The sequence below is a fragment of the Flavobacterium sp. genome (assembly GCF_049240005.1).
In the GTDB taxonomy this organism is placed as follows: domain Bacteria; phylum Bacteroidota; class Bacteroidia; order Flavobacteriales; family Flavobacteriaceae; genus Flavobacterium.
The window spans coordinates 35,254-53,935 of record NZ_JBMLTK010000058.1; the positions used below are offsets into that span (position 1 = coordinate 35,254).

Consider the following 18,682-nt stretch of genomic DNA (forward strand, 5'->3'; position numbering starts at 1 on the left):
GCAAATTCTTGATTTGCGTACGGATGTCGCCTACCGCAATTTGGTCGATGGTTTCAAAAATACTTACATTCTCGTCCAGCAAAGCCGCCTGATTCTGTGCGAAATAACCAATCATTGAGTTATGTCCGATTTCGATACTTCCGCTGTCTGGCGCAAACTCTTTCATGATGGCTTTTATCATGGTCGATTTTCCCTCGCCATTCTTTCCTACAAACGCCACTTTTTGCCCGCGTTCAATCACCATATTTGCTCCTTTAAAGACAATATGATCGCCGTATTTTTTCTCTAAATCGGTTACAACTACCGGATATTGACCACTTTTTTGTGCCGGTGGGAATTTAATTTTCAGTGCCGAATTATCAATTTCATCTACTTCCACTAAAACTAATTTCTCCAACATTTTCACACGCGATTGTACCTGCAACGTCTTTGAATACGTGCCTTTAAATCGTTCGATGAATTCCATATTTTCAGCAATCATTTTTTGTTGCTCGTCGTAGGCTTTTTGTTGGTGTGCTCTACGGTCTTTTCGCAACTCCAAATAATGCGAATATTTGGCACGGTAGTCGTATATACGTCCCATGGTAACCTCGATGGTTCGGTTGGTAATGTTATCCACAAACGCTCTATCGTGCGAAATTACCACAACGGCTTTTGCTGCATTCACCAAAAAACCTTCCAACCACTGAATACTTTCAATATCCATGTGGTTTGTAGGCTCATCGAGTAAAATCAAATCGGGTTTTTTTAGCAACAGTTTTGCTAATTCGATGCGCATGCGCCAACCACCCGAAAATTCACTGGTTTTTCGGTTAAAATCTTCGCGAACAAACCCCAAACCAAGCAGTACTTTTTCCACATCGGCTTCGTAGTTTATTTCTTCAATGGCGTAAAATTTTTCGCTGAGGTCGCTTACTTCCTCGATTAATTTCATGTAATCGTCCGATTCGTAGTCGGTTCGAACCGTAAGCTCGGTGTTTATGGCTTCGATGCGATCGCGCATGCTGAAAATTTCCGAAAATGCCTTCGACGTTTCTTCAAAAACCGTACAATTATCTTGTGTGAGCAAATGTTGTGGTAGGTACGCAATTACAGTGTCTTTCGGCATCGAGAGGCTTCCGCTGCTCGGTTTGCGTTCTCCGGCAAGAATTTTCAACAAAGTCGATTTTCCTGCGCCATTTTTCCCCATCAATGCAATCTTATCTGTTTCATTAATAGAGAACGATACGTCGCTAAAAAGCGTTGTTCCACCAAATTCTACCGATACGTCGTTTACTGTAAGCATTTTCAAAAAATTTGCGCAAAGGTAGTTTAAAACAAGCCATTTTTAGCGCTTTCAGCCACAGCGTCCGACAATTATTTTCAATCGAATTTAGGTGTTTGAATCGTTTTTTAGAAGCCATTCCCGTTTTCCGCTGTAGTCCTCAAAAAACACGGCACGTTCACACGCCTTGCCGCTGGCTTCTTGGGTCGCCACTGCAACGCGGTTCACACAGCCGTCTTTTTTTCCGGGCTGCCGCTGCAACCGGGGCTAGGGCATACGTTACTAACGTTTGGTGGAAAAAGTGTATATTCGTTAAAGAAAAGTAACGAAGTAAGAGTACAATTTAACAGTGCCAAAATAGGTGAAAAGGTATTTGGTTTTGCTCGACACATAAGTCTACTCTTCGCAACTGCGAAGCAATCATGAACACCAATAAAAATCAATTGTACCGTGAGTAAATCCAAAAGAGCCAAATTTTCTCACCCACAGAAAGAAATTTTCAGAGCGACACACTTTGGCGTTTCATGCTTACACTTTTGTCTAAGAAATTAGAAACAAAGAACGTATGCAAACAGATAACTTAACTCTTAACACAACAACTAACAGACCATTTGAACTTGCTAAGACATCAGCAAAAATGACTATTTCAGAGGTTTTTGCAGAACGAACAGGTTCATACCTCAATGAGTTTACTTTATTTGTTGCTCACTTTAACTCAATCCCTAACTTTATCCATGAAGTTGACATTGACTGCAAAAAAGCCAATGACTGGTTTGCTGAAAACTACAAATCAGAAATCAAAGACTTCTATTATGATAAACGGTATTTCAAAAGAAGTAAAAAAGCCGAAATTGATGATATTTTTTATTTCCTCTATGATGATTTGATGGTTGACTTTGATACCAATTGCTCAACGGTTAGGTTTTTATATCGTAAAACAGAACTTTCAAAAGTTGAGGAAATTATAAATGCTATCCACAAATTCAAAAAGAGAAAACAAAAACAAAAGCCCGAAATATCATTGCTTGTAAACAGCATGTCTGGCATCGAAACAAAATCTTTACAAATTACTAAGCCTAAATTAAGTATAGAGGACAATTACAACGAGGACTTTAAAGAAATTCATCGAACTATATTAAAAAGACTTTCTCGTAAAAACGATAAAGGATTGGTATTGCTTCATGGAAAACCAGGAACAGGAAAAACATCATACATCAGATACTTAATTGCATCGCTAAAAAAGGATGTTATTTTCTTACCTCCAAATATGGCGAGTGCCATTACAAACCCAAATCTCATTTCAATTCTTATAGACAATCCAAATTCAATTTTTGTAATTGAAGATGCAGAAAACATTGTTGTTGATAGAGAAAAGGACGGTAGTTCGCCAGTTTCAGCATTATTGAATATTTCTGATGGCTTACTTGCCGATTGTTTGAACGTTCAAATAATTTGCTCCTTCAACACGGACATTTCAAAAATTGATAGTGCCTTAATGAGAAAAGGAAGATTGATTGCAAAGTATGAATTTAAAGAACTAGAGATTGAAAAAGCCCAACAACTTTCAAGCAAACTCGGCTTTGATACAAGCATCAACAAGCCAATGACATTAACATCAATATACAACCAAGACGAAAAAGATTTTCAACAAACACGAAAAAGCAATCCAATAGGATTTCAAGCAATAAACAATAACAGGTTAGCCGAAAACTGAACAGAGTAGGCATTAAAATAAAAAAGTAAAACATGATTTCAGATGTAAGAGAAAAAGGAAGCCTTATTGAAGTTTATGATGCAAACAGCAAAAGAATTTCATACATGAGTGCAGGAAGCAAAGAACTTGTAGGAGTAGCAAGCAATTTCTTTGTAATTATCAGCGGTTCGTTAATTGAAGTTTATGACGAAAAATGCAAACGTATTTCATACATGAGCCAAGGAAGCAAATTGGTAAGAGGTGCAGCAGGCAACACGTTTACAGTTAAAAACGGTAGCCTTATTGAAACCTATGATGAGAACTGCAAAAGAATAAGTTACAAAAGTGCATAGTTCCTACACTGCCATAGATTTTGAAACCGCACAAGGCAAGCGTTGGAGCATTTGTCAAGTTGGATTGGTTCGTGTAGAAAATCAGGTTATTACCGAGCAGTTATCTATTTTGGTTCAACCACCTAATAACTATTACTGGAGAAATTTCATTGATATACACGGAATTACTGCCGAAAAAACAGCAGCTGCACCAACATTTGATAAAATTTGGCACCTTATTGAGCCATTCATTAAAAATCAAAATGTTGTGGCTCACAATGGATTTGCTTTTGACTTCCATTGCTTAAAACAAACTCTAGAATACTATGAAATTTTATCACCTGAATTTACCGGACATTGCACTTACAAAATTTACGGAGAAAATTTAGCTTCACTTTGCAAGCAATTTAAAATCAACTTAAACCATCACGATGCTTTGAGTGATGCTAAGGCATGTGCTGAACTTTTTAAAATACATTTGTATAAATCAAACTCGTAATAATGGAAGAACTTGTAATTGAAAACCCAAGAATAAGACCAGTTGGAGATTTACTCTCCGAAAACTTTTTTGTACCAAGGTATCAAAGAGGTTATCGCTGGGGCAAGCAGGAAATTACAGAGTTACTTGATGACATTTTAGAGTATTATAATGCTACACAAAATAGAGAAAATAAAGTTAGCAAGTTTTATTGCCTTCAACCAGTTGTTGTTAAAGCTAAAGAATGGAATTCAGAAAACAGTCAGAAAATTAACGGTTGGGAACTAATAGATGGTCAACAAAGACTTACAACAATCCTACTCATTTTAAACTACTTAGAAGATGTAAGGAAGCTTTTAAACAACAAGCTTGACATTTATTCTATTGACTTTGAAACAAGAGAAAATTGCAATCCATTTTTTCAAAATAAGACATATAAAGACTCAGTGGATGAAACAAATGTCGATTTTTATCACATTTCTTTAGCCTATAAACATATTAATACGTGGTTTGAACAAAATAATCAAAAGGTTGAAATTCTAAATACATTATTAAAAGCAGAATACAATGTTTCGATAATTTGGTACGAAGCAGTTGACAACATTAAAGAAAATGATGATAGCTCTATTGAATTATTTACCCGATTAAATGACGGCAAAATTCCTTTAACAGATGCTGAATTAATCAAAGCGTTATTGCTTCAGGCAGATTTATATCCAACAAACGAAGAACGTTTTGTAAAACAACGCCTATTTGAAATAGCAACCGAATGGGACAATATAGAAGCTACACTACAAGATGAAAAATTTTGGCTTTTTTTGAACGACACAGATTATAATCCCTCCTCCAAAATCGAATATATTTTTAAACTTCTTTCCGAAAAATGGAATGAGTTTGAGAAACAACATTTGATACAATATGAATTAAAAGATGAAAAACCCAAGCATTTTGAGTTTTTGATTTTTGACAAGTATCTGATAAACAAACGAGCAGAGTTTTTGAATAAGAATGAAGAAGGTAAAGATATATTAGAACCAGTTAATGAGATTTGGAAAGAAATAAAAGAAATGTTCAGTACATTTTACGAATGGTATAACGACCATAACTTATTTCATTACATAGGGTTCTTATTGGCAAATGAGAAAAATAAAGATAGACTCATCAGAGAATTAATCGAACTGAAACTAACAAAAACTGATTTTGAAAATAACATCAAAAAAAGAATCTCAAATTCAGTTAAAATCAATAAAAAAGACAAAGAAACAGGTATTATAAAACAATTGAACCAAATAGCTTACGGAGAAGATAATCCAGAAATTATTAAAGTTCTTTTGTTATTTAATATTGATGCCTTAATTAAAAACAGAAAGGAAAATGCGAGATTTCCGTTTCACTTGTATAAAAAGGAGAAAATTACAAGCATAGAACATATTCATCCGCAAAATCCGCCAAGTATTGATGCGGAAGAAGACAGAGCAAAGATATGGCTTTCGCAACATAAGACATCATTGTCTTTAATAAGAGAACTTGCAGGAGACAATAAAGATAAGATTGGTAGTGTATTGCTACAAATTGAAGGGTTATTGAATAATTACGATAAAGAAACATTTAAAAATCTATTTTCGGAAATTCTAAACTTATATAGTGAGATTTCTGATTTTAAAGAAACAGAATTGCATACTTTGTACAATTTAGCTTTAGTCGATAAAGACACAAATAGCCAACTAAATAATTCCTTTTTTGATATCAAGAGAGATATTTTAAAAGAAAGCAAATTTGGGAAATATGTTCCTATTTGTACTCATAGGGCATTTTCAAAATATTATTCTAATAGTCCTAGAGAAATGATATTCTGGAACACTGACGACAGGCAAGTTTATTTTAAGGCCATAGAATCAGTTTATCTTTCATTTGTAACTTTAACAGAAACAGAAAATGGCAACTAATAATACAACATTTTGGAATCTTATAAATTCCAATAAAATAAGCATCCCCATTATTCAAAGGGACTATGCTCAAGGTCGTGAAGAAGAATCTGAAAAACGTGAAAAGTTTTTAAATGCCATATTTAAGTATTTAACAAATAGCGAAAAACTGCATTTAGATTTTGTTTATGGAAGGGTGAAAGACAATACTTTTTTCCCCATTGACGGTCAGCAGCGGTTGACGACATTATTTCTGTTGCATTGGTATTTTGCATTTAAAGAAAAAGTCAGTAATGAGGAAAAATCGAAATTAAGTCAATTTGTATATGATACTCGTATTAGTTCAAGAGAATTTTGTCAATCTTTAATCAGAGAAGAAATAGTCATCCCTTTATCGACTGGGGATGACACATTCATAAAAACCATTAAAAACCAACCTTGGTATAGAGACAAGTGGGATACAGACCCCACTGTTAAAGCAATGCTTGTAATGATTCAAGACATTCATAATAAATTTAATAGTATTAATTCATCTTCCGTATTTGCTCAACTGATTAACGAGGACTCAATTTCTTTTGAGCTATTGGATTTAGGAAAAAAAGGATTTGAACTAACCGATGAACTTTATATTAAAATGAATGCGAGAGGCAAACAACTCACACCATTTGAGAATTTTAAAGCAAACTTTATTCAATTAATTGATAAACATTTTAAAAATAAAAAACTAGAACATCCAATAAAAGGAGAAATTTCCTATTCAGGTTATTTTTCCTATAAGATAGAAAAAGAATGGACAGATTTATTTTGGGCTTATAGAGGTGACAAAAAGACTACTGATGAAGGATTTTCAAACTATTTTGAATTTTTAACGCAAATACTCTATTTCAAAAAGCATAAAGATGCTAATGCTGATGATTTTAAAAATAATTTTACACAGTATGAAGATGTATTTAGTAACGAGCAGAACCTACTCTTTCTGTTCACTAGTTTAGATAAACTATACGATATATTTTGCCTAAATGGAGGAGCGAAAAAAGAGAATATAAATAATTTCTTCGCATCAATTGAAAATATCACTACATTTTTTTGGAACACAACAAGAGAGAATAGTCTTTTTGAAAGAATTGTTTCAAACACTAAAAACGAGGATGCAAGAAATAAAATTTTACTTTTTAGTATTATATATTATTTGATTAAGCATAATCTTTCATCATCAGATAATCAACTGGTTAATTATGTTAGGTTAATCAGAAATTTAATGCAGGCAACCAGACAAAGAAATGAGACAAAGTACAATACTAATATTCGTATTAATTTCTTCGGTAGTTATTGGATACTTTTTGAGCAATTAGCATCAGTTGATGTTTACAAAGCAATTCAAGACCCTACTTTAAACAATAAAAGCTCTCGAATTAGTGACGCAAGCTTAAATAACGAAATAGAAAAAGCAAAAATATTGCAATCTAATATCCCGAACATAAGTTCTGCTTTGCGTGATTTGGAAGAATTTGATGAGTTTGGAGGTTTAATTCATCAACTTAAACCAACTTTGAATCAACCTAAACTTCAATACTATTCTCAAGCAGTCAAAGAAATATGGAATATCTCTGTTTCGGATACATTAAGAATACAAACTTTAATTGCTTGTAGTTTTGATGGTCTATTTATTAAAGATACCAAGATGGGTGAAACTTACTATTTTGGAAAAGATGGTAACTGGTCAGTCATATTGACAAATGAGGAAGAGGAAATTTCAAAAAGTATTTTATTATTTCTTGATACCTACATAAATATTAAAAATCCTGAAACGGATAATAAATTACAAGCGATTGTTGATGAGTGGTTAGCTACTAATAATGCGGATAGGTCGTATAAGTATTATTTTTTGAAATACCCTGAGTTTACGTCAAAGCTAAATTATTTTGTTTGGCCAAATGATTGTGAAATCAGGATGTTAGGCACTGAGGGTTCTAATCCATTAGTAGCATATCATATAAGTCCTTTTGTATTGACTGTTTGTCAAAGAATTGACAATAAAAATATATGCGATGAAAACCAATGTTATCTTCAATATTCTGGTAATTCTCCTATAATTTTAAAAAATGGAGTGACAATGTCTTGCACTTTAGAAGGATGGTTGATGCCAGTTAATTCAATTATAACTTCCAATATCATTTCAAAATATTCTTTGGAGTTAATTAATGATTTTTACTTACTAAAAGACAATGATAAAAAAGACCGAATTGAAATTGCAATTGATTTTATTAACTCTTTATTCAATTAAATGTCAAAACGAGGCTACATATCAAGATACTTGCTTATTCTCAAAAAGTTGAAAGTAAAACCTTATTCAACTTATGAGGAATTACAAGCCTATATTGAAAATCAGTTTGACTATCTGCAAATGCAAGACGATACGTTGAATATTGGTTTTTCAAAACGAACACTTCAACGTGATATCAAGGAAATCAGAAACGTTTTTGGAATTGACATAGAGTATTCAAAATCTCAAAAAGGCTATTTCATCAGCCAAAACGAAAATGAAAACATGAATTTCCAAAGAATGATGGAGGCGTTTGATATGTTCAATTCTTTAAACCTTGCCCAAGATTTAACACCATTTATTCATTTGGAAAAACGCAGACCACAAGGAACAGACAATTTATACGGTTTACTTCATGCAATCAAGAACAGACTTCAAATTAAATTCACTTATCAGAAATTTTGGGAAGAAGAATCAAGCCAGCGTTTGGCAGAACCTTATGCTTTAAAGGAGTTTAAAAACCGTTGGTATATCATGGCTAAAGACAGTAAAGACAATAACATAAAAAGTTTTGCTCTTGACCGTTTGACAAACCTTGAAATAACAAATCAAACATACCAGTATCCCGACAATTACAGCATTGAGCAAAGTTACCGCTACTGCTTTGGTATTATTAGCCCAAATGACGAAGAACCGCAAGACATCATTCTATCATTTGACCCATTTCAAGGTAAGTATATCAAGACACTTCCATTGCATGACACTCAACAAGTTTTAGTGGACAATGACGTAGAAATGAAAATCAAACTTAAACTCTGCCTGACACATGACCTTGTTATGGAACTACTTTCATTCGGTGACAACATGAAAGTAATTGAACCTAAATCATTAGCTGACCAAATTAAACAGGCACACGAAAAAGCGTATAGACAATACTAAGCCATGGTACAGTAACAAGCCGTGTAATCCAAAACACATACCAAAAATTCCAAGAGAGCTCCCGCTCCGAAAACCGTCCCGACTTCGATGTACTATACCCAAATTTTACAAAACTCTCAACCTTCACCAAAACATTTGATTCTATCCCACTACAAGCACATTTGCATTAGGCAGGGTTTCGTCACCTCAGACAGTTTTGTGGTAGCCGAAAGCTTTGTTCTGCGAATGAACACTTGTGCTGAAAGACCCCGGCATCGATAATACGCAAACCAACATAGTCAATTTCCCCAAGATTCACTTTTAACCAACGCTTGATAACTGTAATCTAAAATTTCACAAAAGGCGCTTTATGTACTTACCAAAAATTGGTAACTTTGATAAAAGTTTATGATGAATGAAAAACACATCAATAGCACTAGGAAACCATTTTGATCAGTTTGTAAATAGTCAAGTTGCAACTGGACGTTATAAAAATGTTAGCGAAGTTATTCGTGCTGGACTTCGACTTTTAGAGGACGAAGAAAGCAATGTAATCGCTCTGCGAGCTGCAATTCAGCAAGGGTTAGAAAGCCCACTCGTTGAAAATTTTGACTTCAAAGAAAATTTGAAAAAATTAAAAGAAGGAAGAATAAAAAATGGCTAAGGTTGTTTTAAGACAAGAAGCCATTAACGACTTAAATGAAATTTGGGTTTATACTTATGATGAATGGTCAGAAAAACAAGCCGATAAATATTATTCAGCTTTAGAATTTGCTTGTACACAAATTGGGAAAAACCCTGAACTTGGAAAGAAATACGATAGAATAAGCAAGAATTTACTTGGGTTGAGAACTGGAAAACACATAATTTTTTATCAAGTTATTTCAAACGATAGCATTGAAGTGGTCAGAATTTTACACGAAGGAATGGACTTGAAAAACAGATTTGATGAATAAAGAATTACTTCGCTATGGCTGGATACTCGTGGTTTCGTGTCCGTTTTTTAAGTAAAATTATTATGTAAGTAAACAGTACGCAGTTCACTGGCTTCTCAACAGTCGGTTTGCGGCGGTATATTACAAGATATCTTGTTAAAAATAGAGCAAAAAACATCAACCTATACCATACTTTGGTATATTTGTTTTAAAGCTAGTTGTTATGGCAAAAAACACTTCAATATTGCTCGGAGATCATTTTAATAATTTCATTAATGAGGAAGTCGCTTCTGGAAGATACAGTTCTGCAAGTGATGTAGTAAGATCGGCGCTTCGTTTGCTGGAAATCGAGGAGCAGAAAATCAAATGGCTCAGAAATGAACTCGAAATTGGAGAGAAAAGTGGATTCGTTGAAAACTATGACCCGAAAAAGCATCTCGAAGAACTCAAGAAGCGCCATTCATGAAATACAGAATTACCGAAGCGGCGTATAATGATTTGAGCGACATCTATCTCTACACCTTTCAGAACTGGTCGGAGAATCAGGCAAGCAAGTATTTTGAATCGATCATTGAGGAAATTCAGCTGTTCAGTGAAAACCCCGAAAAAGCCAAGCCCATGCCAAAGGTTGGGGCAGACTTCTTCTATTTCCGAGCCTTGTCACATTATGTGTTTTTCAAAAAGAATAGAGAAACGATTGAAGTTGTTAGAATCCTACACAAAATGATGGACTTCTCTCAGCACCTGGAATAGAACGTCTTGTAACCGGCGCTAATCCGCTCCGAAAACCTCCCGACTTTGAGGTTAATTATTAAAATTTGAATTTGCCTAAGAATCTTGAAACATTACAAAGTGAGTTTGCCTTGTTTTTAATAGACTTCCAGGAGTAAAAGTTCCTATTCCTCCAGCATCTTCGCAACAACCATTTTCGCCAAAATCACATCTTCTTTTGAGACCCAAACACTAACCGCTGCATCAGCCGTTCCGAAACCAGCCAAACGTGCCGATTCATACTCATTGCGTATGATGGCCGTAATTCCTGCCTCACGCAAATTGTAGTTGACCGCCTGTGCCAAGATTTCGGAGCCGCTGAATACCTCTATCACTTTATTTACTCAAGTACATTTTTCTTCGGGCGTACAATTCGTAAAACTGATCGTCTTTTAAATCGTCGATAAATAAAATGGATTCTCCGGTCGATTTCATTTCCGGTCCGAGTGCTTTATTCACATTCCTGAACTTTGAAAACGAGAACACCGGCTGTTTGATCGCGTAACCTTGTAATTGCGGATTAAACTTGAAGTCGGTTACCTTATTTACACCAAGCATTACTTTGGTGGCGTAATTTACGTAAGGCTCTCCGTAGGCTTTTGCGATAAAAGGAACGGTTCGTGAGGCACGCGGATTCGCTTCGATGATGTAAACCGTATCGTCTTTAATGGCAAACTGCACGTTGATCAGACCAACCGTTTTTAGCGCAAGTGCTATTTTATGCGTGTGATCTTTAATTTGTTGCATGACAAATTCGCCCAAATTAAACGGAGGAAGTGTTGCATTTGAGTCGCCCGAATGAATACCACATGGTTCGATATGTTCCATGATACCAATGATATACACATTTTCACCGTCGCAAATGGCATCGGCTTCGGCTTCTATGGCACCGTCGAGGTAATGATCGAGTAGGAGCTTATTTCCGGGAATGTTCTTGAGCAAATCGATTACGTGTTCTTCGAGCTCTTGCTTGTTGATGACGATTTTCATGCCTTGACCTCCAAGTACGTACGACGGGCGCACGAGCAGTGGGAAGTCGAGTGAATCGGCTAGAACAGAAGCTTCATCGGCAGTTTCAGCAATTCCGAATTTTGGATAGGGAATGTTGAGTTGCGAAAGAAGTTCTGAGAATCGACCGCGATCTTCGGCTAAATCTAAGGCGTCGAAGCTGGTTCCGAGAATTCGGATGTTGTATTTCGCGAGTTTTTCGGCGAGTTTCAATGCGGTTTGTCCACCTAATTGAACGATAACGCCTTCCGGTTTTTCATGCTGAATGATGTCGTAAATATGTTCCCAAAATACCGGTTCGAAATACAGTTTATCAGCTGTATCAAAGTCGGTTGATACCGTTTCGGGATTGCAATTAATCATGATGGTTTCGAAACCACATTCTTTGGCCGCTAAAACGCCATGAACACAGGAATAATCGAATTCGATACCTTGTCCGATTCGGTTTGGGCCACTACCCAGCACCACAACTTTTTTGCGCTCGGTTACGATGCTTTCGTTGGCTACAAATCGTTCGCCGTTTGCTAATTCCACTTCCGCTTCAAAAGTAGAGTAGTAGTAAGGCGTTTGTGCTTTGAATTCGGCAGCACAAGTATCAACCAGTTTATACACGCGTTTAACACCTAATTGTTCGCGAAGCTTGTAAATCTGACTCTCCAAACAGCCCAACATATGCGCAATTTGTCGGTCGGCAAATCCTTTTTGTTTGCCTTCGAGAAGTAAGTTTTTTGGAAGCGTATCGATTTGGTAGGTAGAAATCGTTTTTTCGAGTTGGTATAATTCTTCGTATTGACGCAAGAACCACATGTCGATTTTCGTGATTTCGTGTATGCGCGATAACGGGATTCCCATTTGAATGGCATCGTAAATCACAAAAACCCGATCCCAAGAGGCGTGGGTTAATTTATCGATGATTTGCTCGTAGTTGGTGTAGCTTTTTCCGTCGGCACCAAGTCCGTTACGTTTAATTTCAAGCGATTGCGTTGCTTTATGCAGCGCTTCTTGAAACGAGCGTCCGATGCCCATAACTTCGCCAACGGATTTCATTTGGAGTCCGAGCGTTCTATCAGCTCCTTCAAATTTATCGAAATTCCAACGCGGAATTTTCACGATTACGTAATCGAGCGTTGGTTCGAAAAGCGCAGAGGTTGATTTTGTAATTTGGTTTTGAAGTTCGTCGAGGGTGTAGCCAAGTGCGAGTTTTGATGCAATTTTAGCGATCGGATAGCCGGTTGCTTTCGATGCAAGTGCAGACGAACGGGATACGCGTGGGTTGATTTCGATGGCTACGATATCTTCTTTTTCATCCGGCGAAACCGCAAATTGAACGTTACAGCCACCGGCAAAGTTTCCGATGGAACGCATCATTTTAATGGCCATATCGCGCATGCGTTGAAAGGTTTTGTCGGAGAGCGTCATGGCAGGCGCTACGGTTATCGAGTCGCCGGTATGTATTCCCATCGGATCCATATTTTCGATGGAACAGATGATCACCACGTTGTCGTTTTTATCACGAAGTAATTCGAGTTCGTATTCTTTCCAACCCAGCAAAGCCTTATCGATAAGTACTTCGTGTATAGGCGAAGCTTCAAGTCCGCGTGTAAGTAAATCGTCGAAGTCTTCTTTGCGATGCACGAAAGCAGCTCCAGTTCCTCCAAGGGTAAACGACGGCCGTATAACTAGCGGAAATCCGAATTCTTGGGCGATTTCTTTTCCTTTCAGAAACGAATTTGCTGTTTTTGCTGGCGCGGCTCCTACGCCAATTTCTTCGAGCAGCTGTTTAAACTGTTCGCGGTCTTCGGTAATGTTTATGGCGTTCACATCAACACCAATCATTCGTACGTTAAAATCGTTCCAAATGCCTTTTTCGTCGGCTTCTAAACACAAATTCAAGGCTGTTTGTCCGCCCATTGTTGGGAGCACGGCGTCGATTTGTGGGTGCGCTTTTAAGATTTCGATGATCGATTTGGTGGTGAGTGGCTTCAGATAAACGTGATCGGCCATGGATGGGTCGGTCATGATGGTCGCAGGATTGGAATTGATCAGAATGACTTCAATTCCTTCTTCTTTAATGGAACGAGCTGATTGTGATCCGGCGTAGTCGAATTCGCATGCTTGTCCGATAACTATTGGTCCTGAGCCGATAATTAAGACCGATTTAATGGAGTTGTCTTTTGGCATATAGTTGTAGTTGTGTTGTTGTGGTAAAGGTAAATTTTAGACTTTAGATATTCGCTTTTTAATTCTAAAAAAAAAGGCGATACTGATTAAAGTAACGCCTTAGTTCATTAGAGATAAACTCATTATTTTTTATGTCTTGGTTCGCACGAAACTGTTAATTTGTGACGACCTTTTGCACGTCTGCGCGCTAGAACTTTTCTTCCATTCGCAGAAGCCATTCTGTCCATAAAACCGTGCTTATTTCTTCTTTTTCTTTTCGATGGTTGAAATGTTCTTTTGCTCATTGCCTGTATCTTTAAAATCTAAATTAGCTATTGATGGATTTGGTTTCTGAAAAACCGAGTGCAAATATAAGAAGACTTTTTTGTTAGGCAAGTCGTTGCGAAAAAAATAATTTAAGTTTCGGGAATTAGTATCTTTGCCGACCAAAACGGAATCATCATGTATCACAAAAATATCAAGTTATTTCTCTTTGCCGCGCTTAATGTTTTGGCTATCTGGCAGTTTACCGAATCTGAAATCGGAAACGGTATTTTCTTAATCTTACTGTCGCTCATTTTCATTTTATTCTACTTTAAGAACGAATTCATCATCTTGGCGTTCTTTAAACTGCGTAAACAAGACTTTGAAGGCGCGAAGAAGTGGTTGGCATACATTAAAAATCCACAAGCAGCACTGGTGCGCAAACAACAAGGTTACTTTGAGTACTTACATGGACTTATGCTTTCACAGACCAACATTACCCAGGCAGAAAAACACTTCAAGAAAGCCGTGGAATTGGGTTTATCTATGGATACCGATTTGGCTATTGCAAAACTTAATCTTGCCGGCGTTGCTATGACGCGTCGCAGAAAACTTGAAGCTACCAATTTGCTCAATGAAGCTAAGAAATTAGACAAACAAGGTTTGCTGAAGGATCAAATCAAGTTGATGAAAGAACAAATGAAAAAGATTTAATGTAGTTTTTACGTTAATTATTTGGTTTTTATTCGTTAAATATTTCTTCTAATCATTAAAAAATCGAAAAATTTAACACTTTTGTGTTAGTTTGTCGGTTTTTTTTATACTTTTATCTCTATAGTACTGAATATCAATTCAGAATGAGATGAAAAAATTTGTACCATTAGTACTGTTTTTGCTCGGTAGTTTGTCGTTTTCACAGACAGACCAGAAAGCGTACAGCGATGCGATTCGAAAGAACATCAAACGCTACAGTGCAATCAGCGATCGAGCTTATTTGGTTGGAAAGACCGCCGAAGCTGAATACCTTTTTGATACTTTAGTTAATAATCATCTCGTAGGTACGCGCTTCACCGATTTTCAGCTCAAACGTCTTTACGGCGGAAAATTGAAACTTTCTTCCATCAAAAAGCTAATACTCATTCAAACGTATGCCTCGTGGTGTATCATAAACAAAGGCGAAATACCCGCTTTGAACAAACTAGCGCGGCAGCATGCCAAAGATTTGCAAATCATTGTGGTTTTTTGGGATCGAAAACAAGCCGCAAAAGCTGTAGCTGCGCAATTTAACGGCTACATCGAAGTGTGCTATGCCAACGAGTCGTATTCAAAAGATACCGAAGTGGTGGCAACAATGAAAAATGCAATCGGTTATCTGTCGTCGTATTTCTTAAACGATAATTTAGAAGTACTCAGTATTCGCAAAGGCGCGCCATTACAAATTCCTAAGAAAACCCCAATTAAAGAGGCTATTCGTTTAAACTTCGAATTCTATAATGCTCAAATTGCCGATGTTTTAGTTAAGAGCAATCTCAAAAAAGAGCACATCGCACACCAGTAATCTACTGCGGAATCAGGATTTCGTAAGGTTTGCGATTTAAATTCGGTAGTTTTTTGTCGCGCAACCACGGATTGTGATACTTCAAGGTTTTGTAGTTGATTCCTTGCATCTTAGCAAATCGAACTAAATCTGTAATGGTGGTGTCTACAACCACTTTTTTGGTTGGTATGGGTCTGTATAATTCCTCGGCACTAAAAGTAAATCCGTAAGTTGACGGATTTTTCATGACTTCTTTTAGTGCTAGAATTCGAAAAACATACCGGTGCGTTTCTTCGGTGAGCAATAAATCGTAGTAATTTGTTTCGTTTTGGATATCCATTTGCTTTTGTACACCTGCCATACCGCCGTTGTAAGACGCAGCGGCTAGTGTCCACGATCCGAATTTGCGTTTGGCGTCGAGCAAGTACTTACAAGCTGCCTCGGTTGATTTCTCTACGTGATAGCGCTCGTCAACAAACTCAGTTACTTCCATACCGCGCTCTTTTGCTGTGGTCGGCATAAATTGCCAAAATCCTTTGGCTCCGGCCGATGACGTTGCGTTCATCAAAGCGCTTTCTGCCACAGCTAGATATTTAAAATCGTCTGGAACACCATTTTTCGCCAATATTGGTTCGATAATCGGGAAAAAGCGTGCCGAACGTTTGATGATTAACAAGGTCGATGCATCCAAATTTGCGTTTACAATCAATTCACGTTCAAAGCGTTCGCGAACATCCTCAACATGTAACGGTGTAGGTTCTCCAGCGAATTCAGCCGCAGTTGGCGCGTACGGATGTTTCATATCGTTAGAACGATACCGTACCGCAAAAATCGATGTGGCAATAATTCCGCTGCTAACCAATACACTAAGAGCCAGTGTTTTCCAATTCGTTTTCATTTCGTTCTATAATTTTTGGCAAATTTTCATTTAGCCATTTGTATTTATTTAAAATCATGATGTGCGTTCCGTCCTTAATCCAAATTGCATTTTTGATGTATTTTGGCGGAAAAACCTCGTCGGCATCACCATGTATGTGTATTACTTCGGGATCAACCTCGATTCGATTCCATAAAATTACTTGTTCGATCGACCATTGCAAATATTTTTCATCACGAACCGACAGAAATTTCTCATATAACTTCAAACGTTTGTTTATAGTATCGCCAAAACTAAATTTTGCTAATTGCTCCACATTTAAAAGTAGTTTTATTGGCAAAAGCTTGTATGCTTTAGTGGTTTTGGCAATTTTAAAGCGTCGTGGAAATTCAAGATTACTTTTCACACTCGAAACGATAATCACTTTTTCAGGTTTCACAAAGCTTTTCATTTCTTGAACTAAAATGCCACCGAACGATACGCCAATTAAAATAATGTGTTTCCCGGTTACCTTCTTCGATAATCGTTCGGCGTAAGCGGCCAATGATTCGGCTTCCAAAGGAATTTGCCATTCCAATAAATGTACGTTAAAACGATCGATGGGTAGTGCAATACGTTCAAATATAAGTGGACTTGCAGCCAAACCGGGCATCAAATAAACGTCGTATTTTTTGGTTGTCAACATGTTTGTGTTTATCAATGCCTAAAATTAAGCTTAACTTCGAAAGTTTGGCGTAAAGATTGAGTTAAATAAAAATCGGTTTGAATGTAAAAAACCAATCAATTAAGCTTCAACTATAGGTCTTTTTTTTGGGCGCCCGGGCACGCTTTCGCCTTTACTCCTCGGCGAGTTCCGCTGCGCTACACCGCCTGTGGGGTATCGGCTTAATCGTTGGCGCGGCAATCGTTACCACGGCAATCGTTACCACGGCGATTGCTTTAAAACATGTAAGAAATATCAAAGAATAGTGGTGCCTGAAGACAAATAAATACTAAAAGGCCTTACAATTATTTCCATGTTTGTGCCTGTTCTTTCAGCAGTTGTAAATTCTAGAAACTCAGTATTTTTTTTCTCTTTTACTTTCCGAATTTGAGTTAAAATACACATACTTTTTTACTTCTGTAACATAAAAACTTACTTTTGTTTAAATCACTTTTTTATGATTACCAAAAAGCAACTTGCAGTAACACTAGATAAACTTCCAGAACAGTTCTCTATAGAAGATTTGATTGATAGACTTATTTTGCTGGATAAAATAGAAAAAGCTGAAAGAGAATCGGAGGTCGGTAATACTATTACAGAAACCGAATTAGACCAAGAACTTGAAAAATGGTTCAAATAAATTGGACAAGGACTGCCGTCGAGGATTTAAAAAGCATCTTCGATTATATTGCGAAAGATTCTAAAAAGTATGCACAACTTCAAACGCTCAAATTAAAGTCCCGAACCTTAATTTTAAAGTCTAAGCCCTTTATAGGTAAAAAAGTGGCTGAAAAGGAAGACTTGGCAATCAGAGAATTGATAGAAGGAAATTATAGAATAATTTATAAGATTATTGATGAAAATAAAATAGATATCCTTACAATTTATCATACTTCACGAGATTTAAAACGAAGTGGAATTGTTAATATGTAAACATAAATGTTGATTATCAAGAAAAATTGCAAACAATGAATGGCTAAATCAGAAATTATCCAAAAAATACGCCGAACGGATTTTACGTTCGGCGTTCCAACTAAAACAAAAAATCGGCAGACTAAAACTTGTAGCCTGCACCAATGAAAATACCGCTGATAGCCACATCTCCTGTGCCCAGCGAATATTTCGCGTTTACGTCGAACTCCTCCGAAATGTCGTACGACGCACCAAAGTCAACGTTAATTTTAAACTTCTCTTCTTCCAATTCGGTGAAGTAGTTTAAACTTGGTCCCGCCATTAAATGGAAACTATCCGCTAACTCGTACTTTGCCAAAATCGGTACGCTCAAAAAGTTGAAATCTTTGATTAATACGTACATTAGTTCGGGCTGTACAGCGAATTTTTCGGAAATACCAATAGAGGCAAATCCACCTAAGTAATAACCTGTTTCCGAACCGGTTACCTCACCTAATGGTCCAAGATCCACTTTTGTAGATGCCAAGTCGACACCCGCTTTTACACCAAATTTTGTTTCTTGCGCTTGTGTGGCGAAAGTTCCGGCAAGAGCTGCCAATACAAATAGTAATTTTCTCATAATTAAATGTTTTTAGTTATGAG

At 36.7% G+C, this 18,682-nt stretch carries 21 protein-coding genes; 14 read left to right on the forward strand and 7 right to left on the reverse strand.

Annotated features, from left to right (window positions below):
- The coding region (locus ACOVQQ_RS05805) for an ABC-F family ATP-binding cassette domain-containing protein (protein WP_421817358.1) at positions 1-1,285 on the reverse strand (1,285 nt) is incomplete at its 3' end.
- Positions 1,286-1,829: 544 nt separating this feature from the next.
- On the opposite strand from ACOVQQ_RS05805, the gene ACOVQQ_RS05810 reads away from it, so the two are divergent.
- The 10 genes from ACOVQQ_RS05810 to ACOVQQ_RS05855 all read left to right on the forward strand — a co-directional run bounded on the left by ACOVQQ_RS05810 (position 1,830) and on the right by ACOVQQ_RS05855 (position 10,561).
- A complete protein-coding gene (locus tag ACOVQQ_RS05810) occupies positions 1,830-2,978 on the forward strand; it encodes an AAA family ATPase (protein WP_421817359.1) in 1,149 nt (382 codons plus the stop codon).
- A gap of 32 nt (positions 2,979-3,010) precedes the next feature.
- Positions 3,011-3,310, forward strand: coding sequence for a hypothetical protein (locus ACOVQQ_RS05815; protein WP_421817360.1), 300 nt, complete (start codon positions 3,011-3,013; stop codon positions 3,308-3,310).
- Entirely contained in the window at positions 3,303-3,788 is a 486-nt protein-coding gene (locus ACOVQQ_RS05820; protein ID WP_421817361.1) for an exonuclease domain-containing protein, read from the forward strand. Before ACOVQQ_RS05815 ends, ACOVQQ_RS05820 begins: the two co-directional genes overlap by 8 nt.
- A 2-nt stretch (positions 3,789-3,790) precedes the next feature.
- Positions 3,791-5,713: a DUF262 domain-containing protein gene (locus tag ACOVQQ_RS05825; protein WP_421817362.1), complete on the forward strand. Its 1,923-nt coding sequence runs from the start codon at positions 3,791-3,793 to the stop codon at positions 5,711-5,713.
- On the forward strand, positions 5,703-7,976 hold the full coding sequence (locus tag ACOVQQ_RS05830) for a GmrSD restriction endonuclease domain-containing protein (RefSeq protein ID WP_421817363.1): 2,274 nt from the start codon (positions 5,703-5,705) through the stop codon (positions 7,974-7,976). Before ACOVQQ_RS05825 ends, ACOVQQ_RS05830 begins: the two co-directional genes overlap by 11 nt.
- Before the next feature lie 48 nt (positions 7,977-8,024).
- The gene (locus ACOVQQ_RS05835) at positions 8,025-8,894 is read left to right on the forward strand and encodes a helix-turn-helix transcriptional regulator (protein WP_421817364.1); all 870 of its coding nucleotides are present in this window, start codon (positions 8,025-8,027) and stop codon (positions 8,892-8,894) included.
- Between the two features lie 394 nt (positions 8,895-9,288).
- Positions 9,289-9,537 (forward strand): type II toxin-antitoxin system ParD family antitoxin, encoded by a 249-nt coding sequence (locus ACOVQQ_RS05840; RefSeq protein ID WP_421817365.1) that lies wholly within the window; start codon positions 9,289-9,291, stop codon positions 9,535-9,537.
- Positions 9,530-9,829, forward strand: coding sequence for a type II toxin-antitoxin system RelE/ParE family toxin (locus ACOVQQ_RS05845; protein ID WP_421817366.1), 300 nt, complete (start codon positions 9,530-9,532; stop codon positions 9,827-9,829). Before ACOVQQ_RS05840 ends, ACOVQQ_RS05845 begins: the two co-directional genes overlap by 8 nt.
- 202 nt (positions 9,830-10,031) lie before the next feature.
- A complete protein-coding gene (locus ACOVQQ_RS05850; RefSeq protein ID WP_094487437.1) occupies positions 10,032-10,274 on the forward strand; it encodes a type II toxin-antitoxin system ParD family antitoxin in 243 nt (80 codons plus the stop codon).
- The gene (locus ACOVQQ_RS05855) at positions 10,271-10,561 is read left to right on the forward strand and encodes a type II toxin-antitoxin system RelE/ParE family toxin (protein WP_094487436.1); all 291 of its coding nucleotides are present in this window, start codon (positions 10,271-10,273) and stop codon (positions 10,559-10,561) included. Before ACOVQQ_RS05850 ends, ACOVQQ_RS05855 begins: the two co-directional genes overlap by 4 nt.
- A 143-nt stretch (positions 10,562-10,704) precedes the next feature.
- Here ACOVQQ_RS05855 and ACOVQQ_RS05860 read toward each other — a convergent pair whose 3' ends face one another.
- From ACOVQQ_RS05860 to rpmH, 3 genes are all read right to left on the reverse strand, one after another.
- Positions 10,705-10,914 carry a putative signal transducing protein gene (locus ACOVQQ_RS05860; RefSeq protein WP_298144070.1) on the reverse strand — a complete coding sequence of 70 codons (210 nt, stop codon included), beginning with the start codon at positions 10,912-10,914 and terminating at the stop codon, positions 10,705-10,707.
- Position 10,915: 1 nt separating this feature from the next.
- Positions 10,916-13,768 carry a carbamoyl-phosphate synthase large subunit gene (gene carB / locus ACOVQQ_RS05865; protein WP_421817367.1) on the reverse strand — a complete coding sequence of 951 codons (2,853 nt, stop codon included), beginning with the start codon at positions 13,766-13,768 and terminating at the stop codon, positions 10,916-10,918.
- Between the two features lie 122 nt (positions 13,769-13,890).
- Positions 13,891-14,052, reverse strand: a complete 162-nt coding sequence (gene rpmH, locus ACOVQQ_RS05870; RefSeq protein ID WP_007136275.1) for a 50S ribosomal protein L34 — start codon at positions 14,050-14,052, stop codon at positions 13,891-13,893.
- A 157-nt stretch (positions 14,053-14,209) separates the two neighbouring features.
- Between rpmH and ACOVQQ_RS05875 the strand changes: the two genes are divergently transcribed.
- On the forward strand, positions 14,210-14,725 hold the full coding sequence (locus tag ACOVQQ_RS05875; RefSeq protein ID WP_421817368.1) for a DUF2892 domain-containing protein: 516 nt from the start codon (positions 14,210-14,212) through the stop codon (positions 14,723-14,725).
- Positions 14,726-14,873: 148 nt separating this feature from the next.
- Positions 14,874-15,569: a TlpA family protein disulfide reductase gene (locus ACOVQQ_RS05880; protein ID WP_421817369.1), complete on the forward strand. Its 696-nt coding sequence runs from the start codon at positions 14,874-14,876 to the stop codon at positions 15,567-15,569.
- A gap of 1 nt (position 15,570) precedes the next feature.
- On the opposite strand, the gene ACOVQQ_RS05885 is transcribed toward ACOVQQ_RS05880, so the two are convergent.
- Positions 15,571-16,446: a lytic transglycosylase domain-containing protein gene (locus tag ACOVQQ_RS05885; protein WP_421817370.1), complete on the reverse strand. Its 876-nt coding sequence runs from the start codon at positions 16,444-16,446 to the stop codon at positions 15,571-15,573.
- Positions 16,415-17,110: an alpha/beta hydrolase gene (locus ACOVQQ_RS05890; protein WP_421817371.1), complete on the reverse strand. Its 696-nt coding sequence runs from the start codon at positions 17,108-17,110 to the stop codon at positions 16,415-16,417. The genes ACOVQQ_RS05885 and ACOVQQ_RS05890 overlap by 32 nt, the downstream gene beginning before the upstream one ends.
- A gap of 475 nt (positions 17,111-17,585) precedes the next feature.
- Between ACOVQQ_RS05890 and ACOVQQ_RS05895 the strand changes: the two genes are divergently transcribed.
- Positions 17,586-17,768, forward strand: a complete 183-nt coding sequence (locus ACOVQQ_RS05895; RefSeq protein WP_421817372.1) for a hypothetical protein — start codon at positions 17,586-17,588, stop codon at positions 17,766-17,768.
- Positions 17,756-18,061, forward strand: a complete 306-nt coding sequence (locus ACOVQQ_RS05900; protein WP_421817373.1) for a type II toxin-antitoxin system RelE/ParE family toxin — start codon at positions 17,756-17,758, stop codon at positions 18,059-18,061. The genes ACOVQQ_RS05895 and ACOVQQ_RS05900 overlap by 13 nt, the downstream gene beginning before the upstream one ends.
- Positions 18,062-18,182: 121 nt before the next feature.
- On the opposite strand, the gene ACOVQQ_RS05905 is transcribed toward ACOVQQ_RS05900, so the two are convergent.
- Entirely contained in the window at positions 18,183-18,659 is a 477-nt protein-coding gene (locus ACOVQQ_RS05905) for an outer membrane beta-barrel protein (protein WP_421817374.1), read from the reverse strand.
- Positions 18,660-18,682 lie beyond the last annotated feature (23 nt).